The organism is Paraburkholderia heleia NBRC 101817 (assembly GCF_000739775.1).
GTDB lineage: Bacteria > Pseudomonadota > Gammaproteobacteria > Burkholderiales > Burkholderiaceae > Paraburkholderia > Paraburkholderia heleia.
The window spans coordinates 15,666-40,956 of the sequence record NZ_BBJH01000009.1 but is presented as its reverse complement, the minus strand read 5'-3'; the positions used below and the strand labels follow the sequence as shown (position 1 = coordinate 40,956).

Genomic DNA, 25,291 nt, shown 5'->3' with positions numbered 1-25,291 from the left:
ATTTCGCATCAGGTGGCAAGCGGACGTTCCATGATCGTCTGCATGTTGCAGTACTCGGAGAGCCCATGCAGCGAGTTCTCGATTCCCATACCCGACTGCTTGTGGCCTCCAAACGCGATGTCTGGTCCGAACACGTGAATCTGGTTGATCCATACGGTACCCGCTTCAAGCCTCCGTGCGACGTCCCTGGCTTTCTCGACGTCAGCGGACCATATGGAAGCAGCAAGGCCGTATTCCGTGTCATTTGCACGCCTGACCACTTCGTCCACGTCGCGGTACTTCAGGATCGGCAGAACGGGACCGAAAGCCTCCTCGACAACGCACCGGGAATCGTCGGGCGGGTTGTCGATCAGTGTGATGGGGACGAAGTAGCCCTTCCTGTCTGAAGGTGCGCCACCCAGCAAGACGTGGTGCCCTTCAACTGCCGAGTCCTGCAGGAGGTTGCAGACCTTCTCGTACTGCATGCGGTTCTGAAGCGGCCCGAGCTGGCTTTCGACGAGCAAGCCGTTGTCAACCTGAACGCCGCGTGCGTATTCAACCAGTGCCTTCACCACGCGGTCGTAAATTACTTCGTGGACATACAGGCGCTTGGTGGCAACGCAGAACTGGGAACTGTTCTGGAAGCTGGCCCAGAAAAGATCCTTCGCAATTGCTTCCGGATTGACGTCCGGGAGCACAATCGCGGGATCGTTACCGCCGAGCTCCAGCGTGAGTCGCTTGAGGTTCGACGCGGCACTCTGCATCACCCGCTTGCCCGTAGCGGTGGATCCAGTAAATGCAATCTTTCCGATGTCGGGGTGTTCGGTCATCCATTGGCCAAGGTCGTTGCCGCCTGACACGACGTTCAGCACACCGGGGGGCAACACCTCCTGCGCAAGTTCGCCAAACCAGAGCGTGCACAGGGGCGTAAATGGCGAAGGCTTGAGCACCATGGTGTTGCCTGCCATGAGTGCCGGGGCAATCTTCCAGACCGCGAGCAGAAGCGGGAAATTCCACGGCGTGATCCCGCCTATCACGCCGATGGGCGTATAGCGCGTGACAACACGATTTTCCCCGTCATCGCGCACAACCTCTTCCGGAAGCGACTGCTTTGCAATCTCCCGTAACCAGTAGATCGAGCCGCCGATTTCCCACTCCGCCCCCGCTCGGGGCTTGCCCTGCTCAGTTGTCAGGAGCGTCAGGAAGGCTTCGTAATTCTTTTCGATCTGGTCAGCAAGACCTTCAAGCGCCTTACGACGCGTCGCGATGTCAGTCTCGCGCCACGAGGTGAACGCGACTTTGGCCGCCTCCACTGCAAGATCGAGTTGCTTTCGGCTCGCAAGCGGAAAGCTGGCGATGGGTTCTTCCGTCGCTGGATTGGTTGCGAGCTCCGTGTCGTCCGAGGTGATACGGCGCCCGTTGATCGACATTGCAAAGTCGCTCAACGGGATGGCGGTTCCCCAGACTGCATGTTCTACCTTCATTCCTGTCTCCGGGTGTTGTTGGTGCAGAGTCGCGCGGACGACCCGCTATTCCATGTGAAGGACCGCCTTGATCGCGTGCCCCTCTTCGGTTTCGGCAACTGCCCTGTTGATTTCGTCAAACCGATAGTGCGTCGTGATCTTCTCGACGGGGAATCGTCCCTGCTGATGCAGTTCGATCAGACGGCTGATGAAAATGCCTGGCACGCTGTCGCCTTCGATAATGCCTTTCAGCGTCCGTCCAAAGAGAATCGAGAGCATGTCCAGGGTCACTTCCGTGCCTGCCGGAGGAAGTCCGATCGAACCGCAAACACCGCGTGCATGCAGACATTCGACCGCCTGCCGGAGGACCCGGGGCAGCGCCGTGGTTTCCAGCGAGTAGTCCGCACCGCGTCCCTGCGTCACTGATTTCACGAATTCAACCGGGTCGTCGGCCTTCGCGTTGATCGCGTGCGTGGCACCGAGTTTCAAGGCCAGTTCGAGTCGGGACGGGTTGAGATCCACCGCCACGATAGTGGTGCAGCCCGCCAGGCGAGCCGCCATGACAGCGGACAGGCCGACAGAACCCGCGCCGAAAACGACGATGGATGTTCCCGCGCGCGGATTGAGCGTGTTAAGCACGGCACCCGCGCCGGTCTGAATGCCGCAGCCGAAGGGACCATAGAGCGGAAGCAGGTCCAGCGAGACCGAGTCGGGCACCTTCACGACATTGCGGTCAGTGGCCAGTGCGTGCGTCGCGAACGACGACTGTTGAAAGAAATTGGCGCTGATATCGACGCCACCCTTTTTCACGGACGCTGAACCGTCAAGTCGACGTCCACTGAAATTATTCGGCATCAGGTGGTCGCAGTACGCCGGTTCGCCCTCCTCGCAGCTCGGACAATGACCGCAAGAATGGTATGAAAGCACGACGCGGTCACCTTTCTGGAATCGGGTAACATCCCGCCCAACCGACTCAATGACCCCAGCTCCCTCGTGCCCGAGCACGACGGGCAGCGGTATCGGTACATACTGGTCGCGTACTACGAGGTCAGTGTGGCACACGCCAGAGCCAACAATCCTGACCAGAACCTCATCGGGTCGCGGATCATCCAGGCTGACGGTCTCGATGCTGAAAGAACCGGATTTTTCGTTGACGACAGCTGCCTTGATTTCCATGGTTTCCTCCGAATTCGGGTGGCATCGCATATCGACGGAAATGCCCATCGAGATGGATGTCGTCTCCTGAGTGATATATATAGTATTCCTCAGTTATGGCCTGCTGAACTTCAGCAACTTTCTGCCTGCCGGGTGCAATCAACGACCCGATAAGGAGCGCGTCGGAGCTAGGCGACGCGCTTCGCGCCTGGTCAGTTGTCTGCTTTCTCTGCCGCACGGCCGGCCGCGTGGCCAAGGCTCAGTCTCAACGGCTCGATTCTCTCGGCTGGAACGGAGAATTGCCTGTAGCCCAACCCATATAGTTCAAGAACCACGCCGGCGGCTGGAGATGCACCAAGATCAAGTACGATCGGCCATGCGCGCTCACGCGCCACGACCGCGAGTTGCGCGAGGCACGTCAACAGAAATCCTTTCAGCGTGCCTAAGGGCGAACACGAGAGATTGCCCGCAACTTCGTATTGGTGAATGACCTCCGCAGAGAACGACATTTCGTCAGGCCAGCCGTGAAACGTACGAACCAGTTCCGGTACGTCAATCCAGATATCCACCCCGTCGACTGGCGAGCTGGGCAACTCGGAGAGCAACGCTGCATTCTGAACGAGGATTCCGGCCTTTACGCCCGGAATGCCGTCAACCGCCGTTCTGAAGGCGATGACTTCCTGGACGTCAGAGACTGCGGGCAGAACGACTGTGACTGACTTGTGCCTGGTCTCGCTCGCCGCTTTTGCGATACCCTTAACCAGGGCGTTCGTGAGGCGAGGTGCGCCCAGTGGAAGCAGCAAACCTGGCTCGAGCGACGCCCATCCGTCGACCATGTGTCGTGCCCTCGATCCGCTAAGTCGGGGCAGACGCACCGCGACAGGCTTTTCGGGCGATGCCGACAACAGCCCCTTGCAGACGGATACCACTGAATCCTCGAACCGCGCCTCGACCCTGGAGGCTGGCGCGGCGACATTCGCACTAAGCGACTGCACCGCCTCGATTAGTCCTTCGGCCTGTCCGCCTCCGATCAGCAGGTCGACGATGGGAACAATCCCCACGCCAGCTGGATGACGTTTGACGATCGCGGCGAGTTCACCTGTCATGCGCGCGGATGCCCAAACCGAGACACCGGACAACTCCTCGGCCCAGTGAAGCAGCTTGTTCAGATACGGATTCGACGCGCCGGTATCGTCCAGCGCTATCGCCCCAACATAGATGCGACCGGTCTTCCCATCGACGGAAAGGACATCGCCCTCGCTGCATACACGGGCACCCGCCTTGAACGTTCGTGCGTCTTCATTGACCTCGAGTGCAGCACATCCGACAACGCAGGGTTTGTCCAACGCACGCGCGACGACAGCCGCGTGGCTCGCCGATCCGCCGCGAGCCGTTACAATGCCCTGTGAGTGCAGCATTCCGCGCACATCGAGCGGGCTCGTCGTGGGGCGTACGAGGATGACGTTCTCGCCCGTTGCCGCGCGCTCTACGGCACGGTCGCTATCGAGCACAGCCACACCGGTAGAATGGCCAGGCGATGCCGCAACGCCTTCGATCAGCAGGCTGCCGTTCGTATTGGCTGCCGCCAGTTCCTCCGGGACGAAGCCGGGCCGCACGAGCTGGCGCAACTGGTCGTCGGTTACCCTGCGCAGCGCCGTCTCATGACCAATGAGGCCCTCCTCCGCCATGTCAGCCGCGATCCGGACTGCCGCGGCGGCCGTGCGCTTGGCTGCACGCACCTGGAGCAGATGCAGCTTGCCTCGTTCCACCGTGAATTCAATGTCGAGCGCATCCTTGTATATCGCCTCCAGTTGATCGCCGACCACGCGGACCTCGTCGGCAATGCGGGTGACGGCAGGTGACGGATTGCTGAGCGAATCAGGTGTCTTCGTACCGGCGACCAGATCTTCTCCCTGGTGACCCGCCAGGTATTCGCCGAACAGCTTTCTCTCGCCGGTCATGGGGTCGCGTGTGAACGCGACGCCGGTGCCCGACTCATCATCGAGATTACCGAACACCATGGCCTGAATTACAACTGCCGTGCCAAGATCGTCGGGAATGCCGTGGTGCTTGCGGTACGCCTTCGCACGTGACGAATTCCAGGATTCGAACACTGCCGTTACTGCGCGCGCCAGCTGCTCGCGCGGCGACGCAGAGGGACGCTCGCCCGCTTCAGACTCAATCGCAGACAGCAGTTCCGTCTCAATCGCTGCGAACGTCTCGGTCACCGGCCGGTTCGACGCCGCGATGGCTTCCTCGAACCGGGGGACGATGGATTCGGCATCGACACCGAGAACTGTATCGGCGTACATCGACCAGAATCGCAGCCACGTATCACCGACGAACGCGTGGTTGCCGGATGAAGTCGAGAAACTCGCCGCAGACGCCGCGTCGAGACCGAGATTCAGGATCGTGTCCATCATCCCGGGCATACTGATCTTGGCGCCCGACCGCACGGACAACAGTAGCGGCACACCGCGGCCGCAAAAATCCTTGCCGGTGCGCTGCTCGAGCAGATGAATTGCTGTATCGATTTCGTCGCCAAGCGATGCGGGCAACTGACCGCCGTTCTCGTGAAACGCCTTGAACGCGTCAGTACTGATCACGACTGCCGGCGGAACGGGCAGTCCCATCTGCCGCATCCTTGCCAGCCCGCCGGCCTTGCCACCAAAACGCGTCGTGTCCGACGCGTCGATGGTGTCGACATCCCAGAGGTACTTGATAGCTGCCATTTTCAGTGCATATCCTCAACAGTCTCACGGGGGCGACCGACGACGGCAAGGATGTCCTCGTGAAATTCAAACCAGATGTTATGGATCGAATCCACCCGCGGATTCGTGACGAACGATTTGTCACCCAGGTCGACCCGCTCCATCGCAGTGGCAAAACGATCGGCATAGACGCCATAGCGTGGAATATCGCTTTCGATTTTCCGCAGCGCCGTCATCTGGCGCTCGACGACCTTCATCAGCTGGGCAAGAACACGCGCGTCGCCATCGGACGTCTGAAACTCGCTCACCAGCTTGAGGAACTGGCTGTTCAGCACTTCAAACCGCTCATACCAGTCGGAGACGGCTGCGCGCTTTGGCAAGTAAGTATTGCTGTAATACTCGAGAACCGCGCGTCTACCCGGCACGTCCAGTAGGTATTCGCCGTTCAGGTCCATGGCATCCCCCTGTTCGACCGCGTCGTTCAGGGCTTCCTGCACATCAGCCTCCGGCAGGCGCACGCACTCGGCCAGCGCGGCGAAGTTTGCCATCTTCTTCAGGTACAGGGCGTTGAGGACCAGGAATGCGGTTTCCGTCAACATTACGTCTCTCCGGGTTATAGCGGCGGAGACTGTATATCCAGTGCTCCGCCGGATACGTTCAGGTCATGGTGTCAGAGCCAGGCGTACTTCGAGTGCCGGATATCCGCATTCTCCGAGAAAGGCAGATAGCCCTGCCCCGAGAAGATCTTCTGCGGGACCACCGACTGCACAAAATTGCGCTTCGTGATCTCGTAGTAGTAGTTCGACACGCGCTGATCGAGTTCCCAGAAGTTCATCTTCTCGTTGACGTGATCGTAGAGACCCGCCTTGCGCAGATGCGGCAGGATCATGCCGACGTAGTAGCTGTAGATACCGTTGGTGCACAGTTCCCGACGCGGCATTTTCAGCGTCTTCTTGTACAGCTTGAACGTCGCTTCCTTGATCTTCTCGAGATGCGAAGACAGGTCCTTGATGGCAACCGGATAGACTTCGCCCATCGGTGTATCCCAGGTCTGACGCACGAAGACCGCAGCGCCACAAATTGCGGGCACGTAGTTCTTCGGAACCGTGAAGGTCGTCGAAATATCGTTGACCCGGATCTCCTCGAGGCCCATTTGTTCCGGGTCAATGACGAGTGCCAGCGTATAGCAGTGCGGCAGGTCCTCGCACACATCGCTCCAGTGATAGACGTCCTCGTTCACGAACAGGTCGCGGATGATGAGGATTTTCCCGTCTTTGAGCTCATAGGGACCGGTGTCGCCGAGGCCCAACCGGCAGTCGTAGTGATCGAAGAACGCGAGCAGCTCGGCCGCGGCGTTAAAGGCGGTCAGCTGTTTGTACGTGTCGGACTCGCTCTCGAAGTATTCGACCTCGTTAACCAGACGGTCGATGAGTTCCGGTTCGTGGATCTGGCAACGGTAACGATCCTGGGAGTTCAGGATATAGCCGTCCTGCCGCTTGCCCCACAGCACCCGCTGGGCGAACTTCAGGATGGTATTGCTTTCCTCGACATAGTCATCCGGGCCGATGGCTTCGAGCGCCAGCAGCCCGCAGCGACCCATGCCAAATGCGACCGCGCCGAGACACCAGTCGTGAACGCAGTTGATTTTTGTCCCGATTTCCGTACGGGCGCTCGCTCCGATGTCCATTACACCCTGCGGGCCAAGCTGATCGGTAATCAGCCGCATGAATTCCGGATACCGGTAGAACTCCTGCATGAACGCAAGGATTTCATACTCCTGGCGTGGGATCATCCCTGACACACCTTCCGTCGCGCGCATGACGAGGACGTCCCAGATATTCCAGGCAAAATAGTTGTTCAGGTCGTTGAGTTCGTCGATCGTGAACTCGGGCTTCAGCACGTCTTCACGCGTGACCTTCTCGAGGACACCCGTTTTCATGCGCGCGCGCATTGCGCGGTCGCCCGCGATGCCGTCCGGGACTGGCGGCAGGTCGGTATAGTTCCCGGTGTAGAGCAGCGTCTGGAAGCGAAGGCCGTCGTCGTCCTTCTCGTAGCGTTTTTTGTATGTGCTCTTTCGCAGCTGATCCATTGTCGTCTCCTGTATAGTTTCAGTCGCGCTATAGAACGATCTGGCCGACTTCGGGGTTCGCACACTTCAGCGTCACCTGCTTGCCACTGAGCTCCTTGACGATCTCGTCAAAGTGCGCCTGACCGGTATTACCGACCTCGTAGCGGGAGTCGCTGTTCTTGAGATGCGCGGTCATGATGCAGGGGATCTGGAATTCGCGCGAAAGGATTCCGAGGTGCGACTCCGGTGCGCCCGACATCGTGATCACCCCGATGGCACCCATCGAAAGCGCGGGTGCAAGGAAGGTGGTCGTGCCGCCGCGCACGAGAAGAATGTGGTCCTTGAGCTTGCCGCTCTGGATCAACTTGACTACCGCTTGCGGATCGGGGAGGTAAACCACCGTTCCACTCGGCTCCTTCTCCGTTTCGAATGCGTTAAAGCCTTCTGCGACTACGGTCATCGCTGTCTCCTGTTCACGGCACCAAGGGTGCTCTATAACCAACTGTTGTCGTAACTTCCAGTCACTGCCATTGCGAGATCAATCTTAGGTGCTTCCGTCTTTCTGCTCTTTAGCTCTCGCAGACAAAATTCACTGTCTGCTTTACGGAAATGGCCATCCGGCTCCCAGGTTTGTCAGTGTCCTTAGTCTTCAATGGTGCCGTGGACTGCCGCCCCCTTCGCGGAAATAAATCAGTAACTCCTCTGGCCAGATCGCGACAAATTCCGCACCTGCGCTGGCGAGCTGCGTGGACGAATGCATGCCCCACGACACCCCCACCGCGCGGGCGCCTGCTGCGACCGCTGCCTTGACGTCTCCGATGGTGTCCGTGATCAGCACGACATCGCCCGAGTGATAGCCCGCTATCTCGTCGTACTCAGGCTTTCCCCGCCTGCCCAGCCCATAGCTTGAGTCGCTTAGCACCCTTTGTATTGCCTTCTCCTTGTCCGGTTCGACATCACCCGAAAAGACGTGTCCAAAGCAATGCATCAAGCCAGCGTCGTCCAGCACGTGACGGATGGCACCCATCGCGTTCGAGGAAACGACCGCCAAAGGAAACTCTGACGCCAGGGTTTTGACGACGCTGCGCATTCCCGGAATGATGGGTGGACGGTACTCACTCAGCAGGAGTTCGAAAAAGAAGTCCGTGACCTCCTTCGCCCTTGCATCGTCACCGCACTTCTCACGCAGCCCAGCGAAGAGATTGACCTCTGACAGTGCGTAGAACGCCTCCGGCGAGCTGACTCCCAGGTCAAAACGTCGGTTCACCTTCTCGAACACCCGCCACGACGCTTCTCTCGTTTGCACGAGAGTTCCATCGAGGTCGAACAGAATCATGCGCAGCGACACGACTACCCCCGGTTGTCTGAATTCAAGCGGGTCAACGAGGGCACTTCGAAGAAGTCCATCACCTCTCCGAATCCCGTCTCGCCCTGGCAATGCCATTTCGTGAGCGTGTTGAACGCAACCATGTTGGGCCAGCACTGCCATGGAAACGTGGTAGTCGCATCGCCTCGAAACTCCCACGTCCGGTCATCACTATCGGTCACGGCCAGCTGGATGTGCTCGGGATAGCGGTCATGCACGCGGATCGTGTTGCCGGTGCCGGCCTTCAGCCCATATACCTTGCCATCCTGCAGCACGTAGCCGTGACTCAGCGACAGCGTCTTGCCCCCTTCGTTCTCGTCAAACGAAAAGATGGCATGCATGGCAAAGCGTTCTGAGAAATGTGCGTGAAGCCAGCTCATGTTAGGCGCGCCGCGCTCGGGGCGTGGGCCCCAGCTGTGGTCCATGGTGGACACACAATCGATCTCAAAACGCTTGCCGCGCAACACGATATGACCAGTCACGCGACCGGTCTGGTCGAAATGGCCGTTGTACGCCGTGCCCCATGCGAATTTTCCCGCCTCCTTCTGGGCCGCCACAATCGGGTCCATTTCCGGATCGTGAATGTCGAACGGCTCCATCAACGCGGTGTACCTGACATGGATCTCGGTCTGCTGGCCGTCGTCATAGTCGATCGTCCAGACCATATTCGGCTTCAGACACTTCACGCTCAGCCCATTGGCCAGGCGGTAGTCAAGCAGATTGCGCGGCTCGGGAATTGGCAGGTGAGACTGCAGGTCGTTGTAGTCTGCATGCCAGGGTGTCATCGCACGACGCGAGTTGATGCTGATGGTCGAGTTCACGATGCCGAGGTTCGGCCTGAAAAGCGCATAGACGCCAACGTTGATGTTTGCTTCCGCGGAATAAAAACCGAAGTAGTTCGTCTCGGCCCAGTTCGGCTTGTCCGTGTCCGCCACGTGAAACTGCGCGTCTTCAGCCTTGATCATTGTCCCTCCGTCTGTTGAAGTTCGTTTGGACTGGTCTGGGGCCAGTCGCAGAGCATTTTCAGCTTACGGCCCAGCGAGATACGCTCATCGTTGGTCGCCTTGTGGCAGCGGGGAAAAGTCGCCACGCTCCATCGTCGTGCCGGAAAAAGAGCACTTCGATGGCTTCCGTTGCTCCCGGCAGGCGAACGATCACCCCACTCTGACCTCCCGTCTCTCCGTGACGAAACCGCGTCACGCGAATCCGGCCACGTTGCGACGGCGAGAAGCATTTGTCTATGCTTTGCCGCAGTGAATAGCCTTTCATGAGTGCCTCTCCGCGCAGCCTGCTGTCTCCTGAGGCCGGTTATGGAAGCCAGAAGTGCGACTGGCTGCCTGCGCTGTGCGTAACCGACCGTTGAACCCATGATAGCCAGACCGTCCTGCAATACGTATAGCCGAAGCGGCGGGATCACGTCTCCCGTTTTATCCCGCGGAGATAAAGCACCCTCGAATCAGTGCATGTTTTATGTCGCTTGCGCGGCGAAGTGTCCTTCATACGGGAAAACGCTAGTAGGAAGGCGACTGAACGTCAGCGATACAGAGCCTATGGAACGAACGCCTCCGCTGCTGCGTCGCAGCAACAGAGGCAACGGGGCGGAGCTCAGAATGAACACTTCTCAGGAAAACGTTGTCCTTGCGACCGCTCATGCCGGTGAATCGCAGATTTTCACGTTGCAAACGGCACTGGATACCCTCTCGGGCGCCGTGCTGGAGGGCACCGAATCGGTCACGGCCCTTGCGCTGGACCTCGTTCGGGCGAGCACCGGCGCGACGTCTGCCGTTGTGCTCCGGCATACCCAGGGCGAATGGGTTCCGCAATCTGCTCTGACCGGCGAGAGCAGCAAGCTCCTTGAGTCCGGCACTGAAGATCTTCTGAAGGACGACAGCAGGATTTCGCTCGGAAGCTACGGTTGCTTTGTGCCTCTTTCGCCAGGATTTGAGGCCATCTTTCTGCCCCGCTTTATGCCTACTGATGCGCAGGCAGAAAGCCTGCGTCTGCTCGCGTCGGCGTTCACCCTGGCGTCCTCGGCTGCCAGTCGGGGACGAGCTGTTGTGGCTGCGCTCGATGAAATCAGCGGCTTGCAGAGCGTCGTACGAGAAACGCTCTCCGCGCGCGAACTTAATCAGGTTCTCTCTTGCGCAACACACGAGACGCTGCGCCTGCTCTCTTCGAACATCTGTGGTGTCTTTCTCAGGGAAGGCGATGAGGTGGTAATGCGCAGTTGTGTCGGCAACCTGCGCATCGAAACAGCCCAGTTGCGAATGAAGAAGGGGCGCGGTGTCGCTGGCCGCGTATTCGAAACGGGCGAAGCGGTACGCGTCGATGAATACGTTCGCGACAATACCATCAGCCCGGACTATATGGACCTGGCCAGGCTGGAACACGCCTATTCTGCGCTGGCCGCTCCGCTCAAGGTGCACGACGAGGTCGTTGGCGTACTCGAAGTCTGGCGGCGTCGGAAGTCCACTTTTTCGGATCGGGACGTAAGGAGAATTACAGCGCTCGCCGATCTTGTCGCCATAGCGATCCAGAATGCGCGGCTTTACGAAACACAGCAAAACGCAGTCGAACAGCTAGCAGCAGCGAACCGTCAACTGAAGAATCAGAATAGCGCGTTTGGTCAGTCAGCCGAAATCCAGCAATCCATGATCGAAACGATTCTCGCGGGCGAGGGAATCGACGGCATCGCCAGAGTCATCGGGCGCTATTCAGAGGCGGAGGTAGCGATCGTAAGCGAGGAATTGCAGCCCATGACGACCTGTTCCGCGAGCCAGAGGGCAGCGACACTGATTCCAAAGATCGCTGGCTTGCTTGGCGACTCCCGGGAGACGTCGAGCGATCGTCGCGCGGTTGTCGATAACCTGTGGTTTCATGCGCAGCCCATTGTGGTCTCGGGAGAACGTGTCGGCTGGGCCTCCATTGTGTCCGACACCGAACCGAACGAAGTCGCTGACATGGCGCTCAGATCAGGGGCAATTGCCTGCGCACTGAGCTATCTGGAAAGCCGTGCCGCAATGCTTGCGCGCGCTGAGGTCAGCAGCGAAATACTCTGGGATCTTCTGGAGGGTGAACCCAAGGTGAGGCTTGCGGCAGTTTCCCGGGCCAAAGGCCTGCACATTGAGCTAAACGGCCCACATCGCGTTCTTCACTGCTCCCTCGAGCAACTCGATGAACTCGCGCGTGCCGAGGGATGGGACGCCGGCACGGCCGAGCGCAACCGGCGAATCGCGCTGGACTATTGCACACGGGGCCTGGAGCCAGCCGGGCTGCGGTTGCTCACCGTACGCGGCAATCTGCTCATCGCCCTGGTCAGCGGAAAGAGTACCGACGAGATCCGCTTCGCCCTGGACACGATCAGGAGACGCATCGCGGCAAACTTTTCAGGCTTCTGTCCAATGTGGGGCGTGAGTTCAGTGAGCGGTGGCAGCGGAGACTTTCGCAACTCGCATCGTGAAGCCGCGATAGCGCTTCTCGCCGCAACAAAATTCAGCAACGAGAACATTGCGATTTCCGACGAACTCGGCGTCCTGGGTCTCCTGCTCTCTATCCGTCATGACAACAATCTTGAAGGGCTCGTTGGCGCGATCCTTGGTGATGCTGTCGAGTATGACCGCAGACACAAGCAAGCGCTGGCCAACACCCTGCGCACCTATTTCGACGCGGACTGTTCATTGCAGGCAACAGCATCCGCGCTTCACGTCCATCAAAAGACCGTCCGGTACCGGTTGACCCAGTTTGAACAGCTGAGCGGGATGGACCTACGGCGCCACGAGAATCGGATGATGGTCGATATCGCCCTTCGGATGCAGATGATCCGTCGCGAGTCATCCGAGCCGTCATGAGGCGAGAAAGTCATATTCACGCATCTGCCTCTTCGACAGCGCGCACGAACGGCTGTTTGAGTGCTGAAACCCGTCGGAGACTAACGCCAGTTAGGCGACCTTCTATGGAGTGGTACGAACCGCCAGAAGCGAGACTGGCCATCTTCTTTGGTATCGCGACCGCCATCGCACCGCTGATCTCTACCGGCTTTCTGCCAGCCAGAGACAACGCTCAAACCACGATCACGCTCACGCTACCGCCGGGCAGCACACTGGAAGACACTGCGGCAATGGGTCAACGTGCTTCTGCCCTCCTGCAATCACTGCCCGAAGTGAAAAGCGTGTTCATGGCAGTTGGCACGGCCTTCAGTGGCAGCGGACCGGACGCGTCATCGTTGGCCGACCTCACAAGTGCGACGCTTACAGTGAACTTGGTGCCACGCATCAATCGCAAGCTAAGGCAGTCAGACGTGGAAGCCAAGATGCGTGCGCTGATACACACGCTGCCCGGGGTTCGCGTGTCTGTGAACGGCGGAGGCAACGGAAACGTGCTGAACCTCACGCTTGCCGGCGACGACCCGCAGACCCTTCTTACCGCAGCAACGCAGGTGGAAGCGCAGTTGCGCACGCTTATGGGCATCGGCAACGTTACGTCGAGCGCCGCATTGCAGCGACCGGAGATTCAGGTGCAGCCAGATTTCTCACGCGCAGCAGCGCTCGGCGTCACGTCGCAATCACTCGCCGATGCCGTGCGACTGGCCACCTACGGCGACTATTCCAGTACCTTGCCCAAACTCAACCTACCGCAACGGCAGATCCCTATTCGCGTTCAAATGGACCCGTCTGTACGCGACAGTCTCGATTCAGTGGCGGCGCTACGGGTTGCCGGCCGCGAAGGAACGGTCAGCCTCGGCTCTGTGGCCAAGGTCGCCATCGGTAGCGGGCCAACAGAGATCAACCGTATCGATCGGTCGCGCAATGTCACTTTTTCGGTCGAGTTGAACGGACGGCCCCTCGGCGCGGTACAGAAAGAGGCCATGTCACTACCCGCGTTGCGCTTACTGCCAGCGAACGTACACCTTGTCGAGCAGGGTGAGGCGCAACGCATGTCGGAGATGTTCACGAGTTTCGGCCTGGCGATGGGCGTCGGCGTGTTTTGCATTTACGCGACCCTGGTGCTTCTATTCCACGACTTCCTGCAACCGGCCACCATCCTGGGCGCGCTGCCGCTCGCGCTGGGCGGTGCGCTGTTTGCGCTCTGGATTACGCACCAATCGTTTACGATGCCGGCGGTCATCGGCGTGCTGATGTTGATGGGCATCGTGACGAAGAATTCGATTCTTGTCGTGGAATATGCCATCGTTGCGCGCCGAAAACCTGGCGTCAGCCGATTCGACGCGTTGATCGACGCCTGCCGCAGGCGCGCAAGACCGATCGTGATGACCACCATCGCGATGGGGGCCGGCATGCTACCTAATGCGCTGGGAACTGGTGCTGAGCCGAGCTTCCGTCAGCCGATGGCGATCGTTGTGATCGGTGGCCTTCTCACTTCGACGATTCTGAGTCTGCTCGTCGTGCCGGTCGTCTTTACCTATGTCGATGATCTGTTTCGATTGAATCGCCGCGTTGGCGCCCAGCGACAGGCTGAGCCTTCCGCGGTTAGCGAAGACGCAACCTAAGCGGTCGGCGCGACGACTTATCATTCGCCCTCAACAAGTGAGTCTGCGGCAATCTGCAGGTGGCCACATCGCGGCTTCGAAGGGACCTTGCGTAGCGTACAGGACAAAAACTTGCGATCATGCACCCCACACTCGAGATCCACGCCGGCCCCGCGTCGCTCTTCGGGTCAGGATACCCGCTGCGCTCAGGCCCTGGTTCCCAACAGAACCTTCTACAGGTTTGCGAACACACTTCCCGCCACCCGTGTGCGCCTCGATGGCGGCCATGGTGATGCCATGTTTTTCCATCAGGCCACGGATTTTTAAGAGGTCATCCGAAGACTGCTTCCGGATCGGCGTTTCCGCTTGTGTTTGCAGTTTCGCAATTCTCGCCTGTGTGTTCTCGAGCGTACCCACGACCAAACTCTGGGCTACTCACTAACTGCGGTCATAGCCTAAGGTCATCGGATACGGTAACGAAATGTAAATCGGGCAGGTGATTTTTAGACCGATTAACTTCCAGGCGGAAGCTTTATGGTTACCTCTACAAAGAGGCCGGAATGGCCAGGAAGGCCCATAGGGCGGAAGGCAGCCAACTACAACTCCCGCCCGGAAAGCGCCGCCAGGTATGACTCCCACCTCGACGAACGATCACATACCCATAATCTTACCCATACTTCCTTGCAACGACCCCTGGTGAGTTCTCATTGTGGCCGCTCAGGCCCACCCCACAAAAGTTCAGCCAATGTGGCGCTCGCCGGTTCCCCCCAGATCTATTTCCATAAAACGGTGGAAAAAAATGGACCGCGAGACCGGAACAACTACCGCGCCATGCCGCCTCTCACATCCTTGATGATTCTGTCCCACTGTCTCAGTGGAGCAACGAAAAACTGATACACCACCGTTACCAGTAGCCTTGCCCGCCCTGCCCGTCGACCAGTCGATGTTTGCTCAAGCGCACCGCACCGATCCGTCAACAACAAAGATCACCGGACGGCGAGCTGCGCCTTGCACGCACTCTTCTGCTTTTGTCATGCACGAATAGCATGGCCGACGCGGTCAGGCCCCATAAGATCATGATTTGGCTTAACGTCCAGGCCGCGCCGATTTTCATCATCAGTATGTTCGAGGGGATTTCGAACAGCACATATCCAACAAGAAGCACACCCGCAGCCATGCCATAAATCGCATCACTCATGCCCAAGTCAGACTGCATGCCGAGCTTCGTGAAGCTGATGTTGACGCGGTCATGGTACGTAAGCATGTACGAGCCAATGAGGATCGGCAGGATTCGCCAAGCCCACCACAAGGTCCGCGAGTTGTCCTGCGTGAGCGCCCTTCTGTGCGGCCGTGCCGATCGTCAAGGCCTAGACGAACGCTGCAGCAAACGAAGCCAATCGGTAATTGCATTAACTACCGCAGTCGGCTGCTCGGGAATCAGCGCATGGCCCGCGTGTGGAATCACTACCACCGACACACGCTTACCCAACTCACGACACAAGTCCTGCGAGTATCTACCCGGTATCACCGCATCCTCTTCGCCCTGGATGTCGAGAATGGGAACACGTCCTCCGGCAGCGATGTATTCATCAGGGTTGCTAGTGTTAAAAGCGTTCCACTGGCGCTTTTGAAGGTTCGGGTACCACCCGTCTAGCCAAACCTTTGCGTCGTTGCCTTTCGCGAAATACGCAACCTCCAAGCTTTGCAGCCGCTGCGCAGCGGACACGGATAGATCAGACGCCTTCGCAATAGCTATCCGAACATCTTTGTCGAGGGGCGCTCGCCCAGATGCGGCGACGAGAATTACACCGCTAACCAGGTCTGGCCGGTCCGCAGCTAACGTTCGTGCAACCGTGTTGCCATAAGCATGGCCGAGAACCACAGCAGGCCTCGTTCCAGTCTGCTCGATTACCGCCGCGACGTCTGCGGCATAGTCGTGAAGACTCATCGGTTTTGACGGGCTTGTACTCTGCCCGATGCCACGAGGTTGCGGCGCAATCACGCGAAAACCTCGGTCGGCGAGTCCGGAGGCGATTTCCCCAAAATCCTCTGCGCCGCGCCCCAGCGAGGCAATCATTACTATCGATGGCCCGCTGCCCCAATCCAGATATTCAATCGCGCCATCGCCTGTTGCGATTGTGAGCCGATGCAAGTCTGCCGCCGCTGACGCAAGAGGGAGCGCGATGAGCGCAAGCAGGAACATGAAACGCCTTCGCATACCAGTAATTCCTTTCTCAAAAGAGGTCACCCGGTTACACCAGCTTTCTTAAAAACGTTGACGAATCCCTGCGACTACGTTGATCTGTTGCTTCGTGCTCGACGGCGAATTGAGCCACGTGACCGCAGTCGCGCGCGCGCCGTACGCCCACACGGCATCGCTGAAGACGTAAATGTCGGTGCGTTTCGACAGCGAATACGTCACACTCAGCGAGCCGGTCTGCCAGTGCATCGGGGCGTTCGACGGCACGCCGCCGTAGTTGCCGTTCGTGTAGATGTAGGATGCACCGAGCAGGATCGACGGCGTGACCTGCCATGTCAGCGAGGTGTCGTAGTTGTCGAGGTGCAGCGACGTCTGATCGCGATATCGAAAGCGGACGTCCGAGAACAGCACGTTCCACGTCACCGGGCCGAACATGTACGCGCCGCCGGCTCCGAACTCGCGCTGCCGCTCGACGCCGATGGCCGTACCAAGTGGGCTGGTGTGAAACAGGATGAATGGCGCACCGACGTAGTCGTCGGTGACGGCGCCTGTCGGAATCGCGTTGCCCGGTCGGTCGATGTCGAGATACGCGGCGGCGGCGCGGAAGCTCGTCTGTCGGTAGCTGATGCCGAAGCTGGTCGCGCGGTTCGCGCCGAACGAACCGGCCTGATTGCTGAACGCATACAGACCTTGCACCGACAGTCCGTGGACCTCAGGGCTCACATATTTGACCGAGTTGTTATAGCGAAAGCCGCCGAACGCATTGTCGTTGTCGCCGATATGCACAGCGAGACTGTGGGACGCAGTAGCCGCTTCGAACTGCTGCAGGTCGTCCCAAAACAGGTCGTACTGACGGCCGAACGTGATCGAACCGAACTGGTTCGACGACAAGCCGATGAAGGCCTGCCGCCCGAACATGCGGCCACCCTGCTGGAACGCGCCGCTGGTGATATCGAAGCCGTTTTCGAGCTGCGCGATCGCCGCGTTGCCGCCCCCCAGATCTTCACGGATTTTCAGGCCCCAGCGCGAGTTCTGCATCGTACCCGACAGCATCTTGATGTTCGAGTGTCCTTTCTCCGCATTGACGTATTCGATTCCAACCGACATCAGCCCATAGAGCGTGACGCTGCTCTGCGCGGCGGCGAGCTGGCAGAACAGGATGCCGGCTGTGGCGGCGACGATCTTTTTCATTGCGCGTCTCCTTAAGAGTTCTTTTTTTATATTATTAGGCTTACTAAATAACCAAAATATTCTGATGACTTGCCGACCACTGCTTCGCTACATTGATAAAACCGCTAGTCGGCCAGCGCGACGTTGACGTTCTTCAGGCGCGTGAATTCGTACAGTTCTTCCTTCGACTCTTCGCGCCCGATGCCCGATTGCTTGTAGCCGCCGAACGGCGCGCCCGGAATATGGATCGAGCAGTCGTTGATCCACACATAGCCGGCTTCGACGCGCGCCGCGCTGCGATGCGCGGTCTTCAGGCTCGTCGTCCAGATCGATGCCGTCAGGCCAAGTTCGAGCGCGTTGACCGCGTCGAACAGTTGCGCTTCATCGCGCCAGCGCATCACCGACAGCACCGGCCCGAAGATTTCCTCGCGCGCGATCGACATCGACGCGTCCACATCCGCGAAGATCGTCGGCTCAACGAACAGGCCGCCCTTGAGCCGCGGGTCGCCCGGCCGCTTGCCGCCGCACACGAGCCGCGCACCCTCTTCGACGCCCGCACGGATGTAGCGCATCGTGCGGTCGAACTGTGCTTTGCTCGCGAGCGCGCCCATCGTTGTGCGCAGATCGGTCGCGGGACCGGGTACGTAACTGTCCTTGACGTGCACTGCGAGGGCTTCGACGAAGCGGTCGTGAATCGAATCCTCCACGAACAACCGGCTCGTCGATCCGCACGACTGCCCGCACCACGTGAAATTCATGCCGCGCGCCGCGCCGGCGACGGCCTTGTCGAAGTCGGCGTCGGGGAACACGATCATCGCGTTCTTTCCGCCGAGTTCGAGCAGCGCGTGCTTCATCGTGTCAGCGGCCGCGTGCAGCACGGCCTTGCCTGCCGGCACGCTGCCGATCAATGCAATTGCGGCGATGCCGGGGTGCGCGGCAAGCGCCGCGCCCGTGTCGCGGCCGCCCGTCACACAGTTGAGCACGCCGGGCGGGAACAGATCGGCGAGTAGTTCCATCAGACGCACGGTGGACAGCGGCGCCTGCTCGGGAGGCTTGACGATCACCGTGTTGCCCGCCGCGAGCGGCGCCGCGATCTTGCCCGCCGCGAACATAAACGGATGATTGAACGGGAAGATTCGCGCGATCACGCCGAGCGGCTCACGCACCGTGTAGTTCAGCGAGCCGTTGCCCGTCGGCAAGGTCTCGCCTTTCACTTCCAGCACGAGACCAGCGAAGTATTCGAGCTGCGTCGCGGCGATCTCGGCGTCCGCGCGCATCGCGCCGACCGGATTGCCGCAATTGGCGGCGTCGAGCAGCGCGAGATCGAGTGCGTTCGCGCGGATGCGCGCAGCGGCTTCGCGCAGGCGACGCGCGCGCTCGAGCGGCGGTGTTGCGGCCCACGCGGGAAAGGCGGCGCGCGCGGCAGCGACTGCGGCATCGACGTCGTGCGGAGTCGCTTCGAACACCGCACCGAGGCGCGCGCCCGTCGATGGATTGATCGTGTCGAACATGCGCGCGCCGGCGGGTGTATGCCACTCGCCGCCCCAATACAGCCCCTTCGACGCAGGGACGAGCGACGCGACACGCGACGATAGATCGTGGACAGGCGGCGTGCCGAAAGCGGACGTCATGTGGATTCTCCAGGGATCGTGAGGTTCGGGAACCGTCGAATCATTGCGGGAGCGCGTCGGCGGGCGCGGCGGGTTCGCTGCGGCCACGGCGCGCCGCGGCGCTGAGCAGCGCGACACAGGCGGCGCCGATCAGCGAGGTCATCCCCATAGCCACGAACGAGCCCCACGCGCCCGGCTGCATCGCGATCGCGCCGCCGATCAGAAGCGGGCCGATGAACGAGCCGATGCGTCCGACGCCGACCGCCGAGCCTACCGACGTCGAGCGCAGTTCCGGTGGGTACGTCATCGCCGCGATCGCGACGAGTCCGGCGACGGCCGCGGCGATCGCGAGACCGAAGACCAGCACGAACATCATCGTCAACCAGTACCCGCCGGTGACGAGCCCGATTGCCGACGACGACAGTGCCGCCACGACCAGCGATCCGACGATCGCCGCGTACGCGCCGAGCCACTGCATCAGCTTGCCCATGAACACGGTGCCGAGCGTCGCGCCGACCATGCTCATCGTCATCGCGACGCCCGTCTGAGCGGGCGTCATCCCCGCCATCTTAAGCAGCGACGGCGACCACGCGGTCATCGCCGTCAACGTGAGCCAGACGAAGAAGCACGCGGTCCACAGTGCGGCCGTGCGGCGACCGTTGCCATGCGAGAACAGCACGCTGAGGGGCACTTTCTCGCGTGCGTCCTGCGCCGCGACGAAACGCGCGTCGGCCGGCAGCGCGATGCCCGGTACCAGCCGTTCGACGATGCCGCGCAGCTTGCCAACGGCGTCCGTCGAATGCGGCGTACGGGCGAGCCGCGTGTACGATTCCGGCACCGTCAGCGCGATCAACACCGCGAGCGCGCCAGGCACCACGCCACCGACGATGAAGAGTGACTGCCACCCCATCAGCGGCATCACGTTGGCGGCAAATAGACCGCCCGCGATGCCGCCAACGGGAATGCCCGTCCACATCCACGCGATCACGTTCGAGCGCGTCTTCGCCGGCGCGTATTCGCACGCAAGGCCGACGAAGCACGGCGCCGCGCCGCCCACCCCCACGCCCACCAGCAGCCGATACGCGAACAACGCCTCGAACGATCCCGCCGACGCGGTCACGAACGAGAACACCGAAAAGATCGCCACGGACAGCACCAGCGCGCGCTTGCGTCCCCAGCGATCCGCGATCAGCCCGAGCACCATCGCGCCGATCACGAAGCCCCCCTGCGACGCCGAGAAGACCGGTCCGAGCAGCCGGTGATCGAGCTTGAGCGCGGCGGCGATCCACGGCGCGCCGATGCCCATCGCCATCGAATCGAAACCGTCGAGCACCGCGACCAGAAAGCAGGCCGCGAAAATCCAGTATTGCAACTTCGAAATCGCGTGCTGGTTGATCAGCCGCGAAACGTCGATCGGGGTGTCGCGTGAAGCCATGTCGGTCTCCTGTTGGCCGGCGTGTGCGCGCCAAGCGCTGCGCCGGTCTCGTTCGGCCTGCCTATCCGGCGCGCGCAAGCGTGCCGGTTCGTCTCGTCCTGTCTCGTTGTTCGGTGCCGTCCTCTTTCGCCGTGCTACGACACCAGCCGCGCCTGGCCGCGCCAGTACGCTTCGCGCAGCGCCATCTTGTCGACCTTGTCGGTCGATGGCTTGCGCGGCAGCGCGGCGATGAATTCGACGCTGCGCGGTTTCTTGTAGCTCGCGATCAGCGTGCGGCAATGCGCGAGAATGTCGGCTTCGGTGAGCGCCTGGTTCGCGCGACACACGACGAACGCCTTCACGCACTCGCCCCACACGTCGTCAGGCACGCCGACCACGGCCGCTTCTGCGACCTGCGGGTGGCGCATGATCGCTTCCTCGACTTCGCGCGAATAGATGTTTTCGCCACCCGACACGATCATGTCTTTCTTGCGGTCGACGATAAACACGAACGCGTCGTCGTCGAGATAACCGACGTCGCCCGTATGGAACCAGTCGCCGGAAAACGCGCTGCGCGTGGCTTCCGGCGCGTTCCAGTAGCCCTTGAACATCGCATCGGAGCGGATGCAGATTTCGCCGATCTCGCCCGGCGCTGCGTCCTTGCCGTCGCCATCGACGATGCGGACCTCGACGCCGTGACACGGCTGTCCGCCCGACGCGAGCCGCTGGACCGCGAGCTGGCCGCCGTAGGGATCGTGCTGGCACGCGAGCAGCGAACTGATCGTCACTTCCGTCATCCCGTAGACCTGCGTGAACACCGCGCCGAAGCGGTCGATCGCGCGCCGCAGCAGACTCACCGACATCGGTGCCGACGCGTACACGACCGTGCGCAGCGACGCGACGTCGTGCGACGTCGTTTCCATTGCATCGAGCATGCGGTGGATCATGATCGGCGCGAGATGCGCGGCTGTCGACTGATGCTCGCGGATCGACGCGAGCACGGCAAGCGGGTCGAACGCGCGATGCAGATACGTGACCGCGCCGACCAGCGAGTACGCGTGCTGCTCGGTGAGACCGCCGATGTGATAGAGCGGCATCACCACTTCCATCCGGTCGTCGGCCTGCGACGCATGCGCGAGCGCGAGTTTCGCCGCCTGCAGATACTGCCCGCCGTTCGACAGCATCACGCCTTTCGGCTTGCCTGTGCTGCCGCTCGTGTACATCAGATATACGATGTCGTCGTCGGTGGCACGCATTGCGGGTGCGCACGCATCGGCGCCGTCGAGCATCTCTTCGTACGCTTGCGCCCAGGCCGGTGCATCATCGAGGCAAACGAAGCGCACGTCGGGCAGCATGTCGCGAAACGCTTCGACGCGCTCGCGATACTGCGCCTCGAACACCAGCACGGCGGGCTGGCAATCGCCGAGCACCGCGAGCTGTTCGGCCGCCGACAGCCTGTAGTTCAAGCCGATGGCAACGAAACCGCCGAGTTCCGCCGCGCCGTAGCACTCGAGATATTCGGTGCGGTTCTGCGACAGGATCGCGATGCGGTCCTGATGCTTCGCGCCGAGCGCAACGAGCGCATTGATCAGCCGCACGACGCGATCGCGAAATTCGCGATGCGTGGTCGCGCGGCCTTCGAAGACGATCGCGGGCTGCGCGCCGAACAGACGCGCATTACGTTCGATCAGTTGACCGAGATTCATCCTGTGTCCCCAGTTGGATCATCGTGCCGATAGTCCCTTCCTGAATCACGTCGTCGCGCTGGTTGCGCAGAATCAGACGGCGCTCGACGATCGCGCGCGCGCCGTCCGACGTGATCCGCTTGTCATGAACGATTACGTCGATATGCACGGTGTCGCCGACGCGCAGCGGTTTGCCGAAACGCCACTCGCGCAGCCCCGTCGCACCAATCACTCGTTCGGCGAACATCGGCAGCATGGTGGCCATGCCCATCGCGAGCATGATGCCGAACGAGCCGTGCAGCAGCCGCTCGCCGCCCGTTTCGGCGCGGCAATATTCGACGTCCGCGTGAATCGGGTGCCAGTCGCCGCTCAACATGCAGCTGAACGACAGATCTGTTGGCGTGAGCGTGCGGCCTGCGCTGCGAAAGCGCTGACCGATCGTGAGCGCATCGAAGGCGGCGGTGGTCGGGTGCATGCGTGCGGTTCCGTGATCGTGCGATGACGTTACGAACGGCGCTGCGCGCTCTGGCCATGAGTTTCCAGACCCGGCTTGTATTCGCCCTTCAGGAAATCGTTGATGCCGGCTTCGACCCAGTCGCCGCTTTCCATGCTCGCCTGCAGCGATTTCAGTTCAACCTGCTTGGCGAGCGTGTAGTTGATCGACGCGTCCCAACTCATTTCGAGCGCGTAGCGATAGCCGTCCTTGGTTGCGCGCAACGCAGTGAGATCCTTCTGCGCGATCTCTCGCGCGATGTCCATCGTGAAGGCGCGCAATTCGCCCGCGGGTACCGCATAGTTGATCAGGCCGATGCGCGCCGCTTCCGTGCCGTCGAACGGGCGGCCCGTCAGCGCGTAAAAGAGTGCTTCGCGCGGACGCAGCAGATTGGCGAGCGACTTAGACACCGTGCCGCCCGGAAACAGCTTGAAGTTCACTTCGGACAAGCCGAACGTCGCGTTATCCGCAGCGACCGCGAGATCGCAACCTTCGACGATCGAAAACGCGCCGCCGAAACAGAAGCCGTTGATCATCGCGATCGTCGTCTTCGGGTAGTAGCGCAGTGTGCGGCCGCGCCATTCGCACGCGGTGCGGAAGGTTTCGTCGAAGCGCGCGGGCGAATCTTTCGTTTCGAAGAAGAACTCCTTCAGGTCCATCCCCGCGCAAAAGGCGTCGCCCGCGCCCGTGAACACCAGCACCGCGACGTTGTCGTCGTAGCGCAGCTTCTCCAGCAAATCCGTCATCTCGCGATGCAGTTGCGGGCTCATACAATTGCGCTTGTTCGGACGATTCAGCGTGATCGTGGCGATACGGTTGTCAATGTCGACGCGCAAGGTTTCGTAGTTCATGCTTTCTCCGGGTAACGGGTATCGTTGATCGTGTATCATTGATACGTATCATAGATACGCGTTTGCTTGCGCTCCATGGGTAGTTCTACTTAGACTGCCCCACTACTTCTATCAACTGCTTCAGGACCGACTCACCTATGCCTTCCGACGACAACCTCGACGTCACGCTGAATACCAAAGCGCTGACTCCCGGCGGCTGGAGCAGCGCCACGCTCGATCAGCGATTCCTGCAGCGCCGCCTCGGCTATCACATCCGCCAGATAGAAAACTTCAAGAACGCGCTGCTCGAACCCTTGTTCGACCAGCACGGCATTCGTCCCGTCGATTACTGCATCCTCGCGCTGCTCGAAACGAACGACGGCGTCACGCAGACCGCGATCGCCGATACGCTGCACGTCCAGCGGACCAATCTGGTGCGCAGCATGTCGCGCCTCGAAGGCCTCAACTATGTCGGGCGCGCCACCGACGAATCGGACAAACGCAATCAGTTCCTCGTGCTGACGAAAGCGGGCCGCGAAGCGCTCGCGCGGCTCGACGCCGAACTGGAAGCGTACGAATCCGCATGGACCGCGGATCTCACCGAAGCCGAAGTCGCCCTGCTTGGCAAGCTGATGCAGCGCCTCTACGACCGCTGAATCGGCCGCTCAATCGAGCCGCGGCGCTTCGCGGCGCGGTTGCGGCAGCGGCGCGCCGAGTCCGCGTTCGCGCGCCAGCTCGACGAGCCGCAAGCCGAGCGCGAGATCGGAAACGCCCATTCCCATCGCCTTGAAGATCGTCAGATCGTCGTTCGCGTCACGCGCCATTCGTTTAGCGACGACATCGCATAGCGGCAGCACGCGGTGCCAGCCGTCGGCTTCATTGTTCTCTGTGGCAAACGCGCGGATGTATTCCGCCGACAGACGTCGCGCCGTGCCGGCATCGTCGACAACCGCTTTCGTGCAGCGCGCGAACACGTCGTCGGCAAGTTCGACGCGCTCGCACGTGATCGCGCCGACCGCGTTCACGTGCGTCCCGCGCGCAAGCGCCGTCGCGGACAGAAACGCTTCGGTCGCGCGTGTCACCGTGGTAACGATCGGCGCATCGGCGACGGCCTCTTTCACCGACTTCGCCTCGACGATTTCGATGCCCGGAAACTTCGCGCGCGCCTTGTCGACGAACGCGCGCCGCTTGTCGGCGGTTGGACTGAACACGCGCGCGAGTTTCAGCTTGCGCACTGCCGCGACGGCCGCAAGCTGCGAGATCGCCTGCTTGCCCGTACCGATCAACGCGAACACATCGGCGTCCGGCTGCGCGAGCCATTTCGTCGCGACACCCGAAATGCCGCCCGTGCGCATCTGTCCGAGCGCGAACGCTTCGACGATCGCGCGCAACTGCCCGTTTTCGCTATCGAAGAGCACCAGCAGCGGACACGCGCCGCCGTCCGTGTGTGCCCAGGTCTTCGTGCCGACTACGCCCGCCCGCGGAAACGCCGCGCCGATCGCATGAAGATTGCTGTATCCCCACGCAACATGCGTCTTGCTCATGTTGGTCGCGGCACCGCTCGCCTGTTGCGCGAGGCCGCCTTCCAGCGCGGCAATCGCGCCGGACAGGTTCATCATCGCGACGACCTGCTGCTCCGAAATCCAGACCGGTTCTGACATA

The 25,291-nt window shown here is 60.8% G+C and carries 19 protein-coding genes and 1 pseudogene; 3 read left to right on the top strand and 17 right to left on the bottom strand.

Features of this window, described 5'->3' with window-relative positions; genetic code table 11:
- Positions 1–8: 8 nt before the first annotated feature.
- From BHE01S_RS10145 to BHE01S_RS10110, 8 genes are all read right to left on the bottom strand, one after another.
- Entirely contained in the window at positions 9–1,463 is a 1,455-nt protein-coding gene (locus BHE01S_RS10145) for an aldehyde dehydrogenase family protein (protein WP_042263391.1), read from the bottom strand.
- Between the two features lie 45 nt (positions 1,464–1,508).
- A complete protein-coding gene (locus tag BHE01S_RS10140) occupies positions 1,509–2,618 on the bottom strand; it encodes an NAD(P)-dependent alcohol dehydrogenase (RefSeq protein ID WP_042263677.1) in 1,110 nt (369 codons plus the stop codon).
- A gap of 191 nt (positions 2,619–2,809) precedes the next feature.
- Complete coding sequence (locus tag BHE01S_RS10135) at positions 2,810–5,329, bottom strand: pyruvate, phosphate dikinase (protein ID WP_042263389.1); 2,520 nt, start codon at positions 5,327–5,329, stop codon at positions 2,810–2,812.
- Positions 5,330–5,331: 2 nt separating this feature from the next.
- On the bottom strand, positions 5,332–5,907 hold the full coding sequence (locus BHE01S_RS10130; RefSeq protein WP_042263388.1) for a hypothetical protein: 576 nt from the start codon (positions 5,905–5,907) through the stop codon (positions 5,332–5,334).
- A gap of 71 nt (positions 5,908–5,978) precedes the next feature.
- Complete coding sequence (locus tag BHE01S_RS10125; protein WP_042263385.1) at positions 5,979–7,397, bottom strand: hypothetical protein; 1,419 nt, start codon at positions 7,395–7,397, stop codon at positions 5,979–5,981.
- A 28-nt stretch (positions 7,398–7,425) separates the two neighbouring features.
- The gene (locus BHE01S_RS10120) at positions 7,426–7,836 is read right to left on the bottom strand and encodes a PEP-utilizing enzyme (RefSeq protein ID WP_042263383.1); all 411 of its coding nucleotides are present in this window, start codon (positions 7,834–7,836) and stop codon (positions 7,426–7,428) included.
- A gap of 189 nt (positions 7,837–8,025) precedes the next feature.
- The gene (locus BHE01S_RS10115; RefSeq protein WP_167337673.1) at positions 8,026–8,724 is read right to left on the bottom strand and encodes an HAD family hydrolase; all 699 of its coding nucleotides are present in this window, start codon (positions 8,722–8,724) and stop codon (positions 8,026–8,028) included.
- 2 nt (positions 8,725–8,726) lie between these two features.
- Positions 8,727–9,707: a DUF7064 domain-containing protein gene (locus BHE01S_RS10110; protein WP_042263381.1), complete on the bottom strand. Its 981-nt coding sequence runs from the start codon at positions 9,705–9,707 to the stop codon at positions 8,727–8,729.
- A gap of 645 nt (positions 9,708–10,352) precedes the next feature.
- Here BHE01S_RS10110 and BHE01S_RS10105 point away from each other — a divergent pair.
- Complete coding sequence (locus BHE01S_RS10105) at positions 10,353–12,590, top strand: helix-turn-helix domain-containing protein (RefSeq protein WP_042263380.1); 2,238 nt, start codon at positions 10,353–10,355, stop codon at positions 12,588–12,590.
- Positions 12,591–12,733: 143 nt separating this feature from the next.
- Positions 12,734–14,248 (top strand): annotated as a pseudogene (locus BHE01S_RS10100) (efflux RND transporter permease subunit); the annotation flags it as partial.
- A gap of 952 nt (positions 14,249–15,200) precedes the next feature.
- Here the strand turns inward: BHE01S_RS10100 and BHE01S_RS10095 are convergent.
- From BHE01S_RS10095 to BHE01S_RS10060, 8 genes are all read right to left on the bottom strand, one after another.
- Positions 15,201–15,491, bottom strand: a complete 291-nt coding sequence (locus BHE01S_RS10095; RefSeq protein ID WP_042263378.1) for an MFS transporter — start codon at positions 15,489–15,491, stop codon at positions 15,201–15,203.
- A 96-nt stretch (positions 15,492–15,587) separates the two neighbouring features.
- Complete coding sequence (locus tag BHE01S_RS10090; protein ID WP_245639693.1) at positions 15,588–16,430, bottom strand: alpha/beta fold hydrolase; 843 nt, start codon at positions 16,428–16,430, stop codon at positions 15,588–15,590.
- A gap of 63 nt (positions 16,431–16,493) precedes the next feature.
- Entirely contained in the window at positions 16,494–17,618 is a 1,125-nt protein-coding gene (locus tag BHE01S_RS10085; RefSeq protein ID WP_042263374.1) for a porin, read from the bottom strand.
- Between the two features lie 104 nt (positions 17,619–17,722).
- Positions 17,723–19,228, bottom strand: coding sequence for an aldehyde dehydrogenase family protein (locus tag BHE01S_RS10080; RefSeq protein ID WP_042263371.1), 1,506 nt, complete (start codon positions 19,226–19,228; stop codon positions 17,723–17,725).
- Positions 19,229–19,268: 40 nt separating this feature from the next.
- On the bottom strand, positions 19,269–20,642 hold the full coding sequence (locus tag BHE01S_RS10075; RefSeq protein ID WP_042263370.1) for an MFS transporter: 1,374 nt from the start codon (positions 20,640–20,642) through the stop codon (positions 19,269–19,271).
- A 134-nt stretch (positions 20,643–20,776) separates the two neighbouring features.
- Positions 20,777–22,327 carry an AMP-binding protein gene (locus tag BHE01S_RS10070; RefSeq protein WP_052405821.1) on the bottom strand — a complete coding sequence of 517 codons (1,551 nt, stop codon included), beginning with the start codon at positions 22,325–22,327 and terminating at the stop codon, positions 20,777–20,779.
- Positions 22,299–22,781 (bottom strand): MaoC/PaaZ C-terminal domain-containing protein, encoded by a 483-nt coding sequence (locus tag BHE01S_RS10065; RefSeq protein ID WP_042263368.1) that lies wholly within the window; start codon positions 22,779–22,781, stop codon positions 22,299–22,301. The genes BHE01S_RS10070 and BHE01S_RS10065 overlap by 29 nt, the downstream gene beginning before the upstream one ends.
- Before the next feature lie 29 nt (positions 22,782–22,810).
- Complete coding sequence (locus tag BHE01S_RS10060) at positions 22,811–23,650, bottom strand: p-hydroxycinnamoyl CoA hydratase/lyase (protein WP_042263366.1); 840 nt, start codon at positions 23,648–23,650, stop codon at positions 22,811–22,813.
- Between the two features lie 137 nt (positions 23,651–23,787).
- Between BHE01S_RS10060 and BHE01S_RS10055 the strand changes: the two genes are divergently transcribed.
- On the top strand, positions 23,788–24,285 hold the full coding sequence (locus BHE01S_RS10055; protein WP_042263365.1) for a MarR family winged helix-turn-helix transcriptional regulator: 498 nt from the start codon (positions 23,788–23,790) through the stop codon (positions 24,283–24,285).
- A gap of 9 nt (positions 24,286–24,294) precedes the next feature.
- On the opposite strand, the gene BHE01S_RS10050 is transcribed toward BHE01S_RS10055, so the two are convergent.
- Positions 24,295–25,290 carry an ornithine cyclodeaminase family protein gene (locus tag BHE01S_RS10050; RefSeq protein ID WP_042263363.1) on the bottom strand — a complete coding sequence of 332 codons (996 nt, stop codon included), beginning with the start codon at positions 25,288–25,290 and terminating at the stop codon, positions 24,295–24,297.
- Between the last annotated feature and the right edge of the window lies 1 nt (position 25,291).

Excerpts from the sequence above, each read along its gene's own strand:
- BHE01S_RS10145 (WP_042263391.1), bottom strand. The coding sequence starts at position 1,463 with ATGAAGGTAGAACATGCAGTCTGGGGAACCGCCATCCCGTTGAGCGAC.
- BHE01S_RS10140 (WP_042263677.1), bottom strand. The coding sequence starts at position 2,618 with ATGGAAATCAAGGCAGCTGTCGTCAACGAAAAATCCGGTTCTTTCAGC.
- BHE01S_RS10135 (WP_042263389.1), bottom strand. The coding sequence starts at position 5,329 with ATGGCAGCTATCAAGTACCTCTGGGATGTCGACACCATCGACGCGTCG.
- BHE01S_RS10130 (WP_042263388.1), bottom strand. The coding sequence starts at position 5,907 with ATGTTGACGGAAACCGCATTCCTGGTCCTCAACGCCCTGTACCTGAAG.
- BHE01S_RS10125 (WP_042263385.1), bottom strand. The coding sequence starts at position 7,397 with ATGGATCAGCTGCGAAAGAGCACATACAAAAAACGCTACGAGAAGGAC.
- BHE01S_RS10120 (WP_042263383.1), bottom strand. The coding sequence starts at position 7,836 with ATGACCGTAGTCGCAGAAGGCTTTAACGCATTCGAAACGGAGAAGGAG.
- BHE01S_RS10110 (WP_042263381.1), bottom strand. The coding sequence starts at position 9,707 with ATGATCAAGGCTGAAGACGCGCAGTTTCACGTGGCGGACACGGACAAG.
- BHE01S_RS10105 (WP_042263380.1), top strand. The coding sequence starts at position 10,353 with ATGAACACTTCTCAGGAAAACGTTGTCCTTGCGACCGCTCATGCCGGT.
- BHE01S_RS10095 (WP_042263378.1), bottom strand. The coding sequence starts at position 15,491 with ATGCTTACGTACCATGACCGCGTCAACATCAGCTTCACGAAGCTCGGC.
- BHE01S_RS10090 (WP_245639693.1), bottom strand. The coding sequence starts at position 16,430 with ATGTTCCTGCTTGCGCTCATCGCGCTCCCTCTTGCGTCAGCGGCGGCA.
- BHE01S_RS10085 (WP_042263374.1), bottom strand. The coding sequence starts at position 17,618 with ATGAAAAAGATCGTCGCCGCCACAGCCGGCATCCTGTTCTGCCAGCTC.
- BHE01S_RS10080 (WP_042263371.1), bottom strand. The coding sequence starts at position 19,228 with ATGACGTCCGCTTTCGGCACGCCGCCTGTCCACGATCTATCGTCGCGT.
- BHE01S_RS10075 (WP_042263370.1), bottom strand. The coding sequence starts at position 20,642 with ATGGCTTCACGCGACACCCCGATCGACGTTTCGCGGCTGATCAACCAG.
- BHE01S_RS10070 (WP_052405821.1), bottom strand. The coding sequence starts at position 22,327 with ATGAATCTCGGTCAACTGATCGAACGTAATGCGCGTCTGTTCGGCGCG.
- BHE01S_RS10065 (WP_042263368.1), bottom strand. The coding sequence starts at position 22,781 with ATGCACCCGACCACCGCCGCCTTCGATGCGCTCACGATCGGTCAGCGC.
- BHE01S_RS10060 (WP_042263366.1), bottom strand. The coding sequence starts at position 23,650 with ATGAACTACGAAACCTTGCGCGTCGACATTGACAACCGTATCGCCACG.
- BHE01S_RS10055 (WP_042263365.1), top strand. The coding sequence starts at position 23,788 with ATGCCTTCCGACGACAACCTCGACGTCACGCTGAATACCAAAGCGCTG.
- BHE01S_RS10050 (WP_042263363.1), bottom strand. The coding sequence starts at position 25,290 with ATGTCAGAACCGGTCTGGATTTCGGAGCAGCAGGTCGTCGCGATGATG.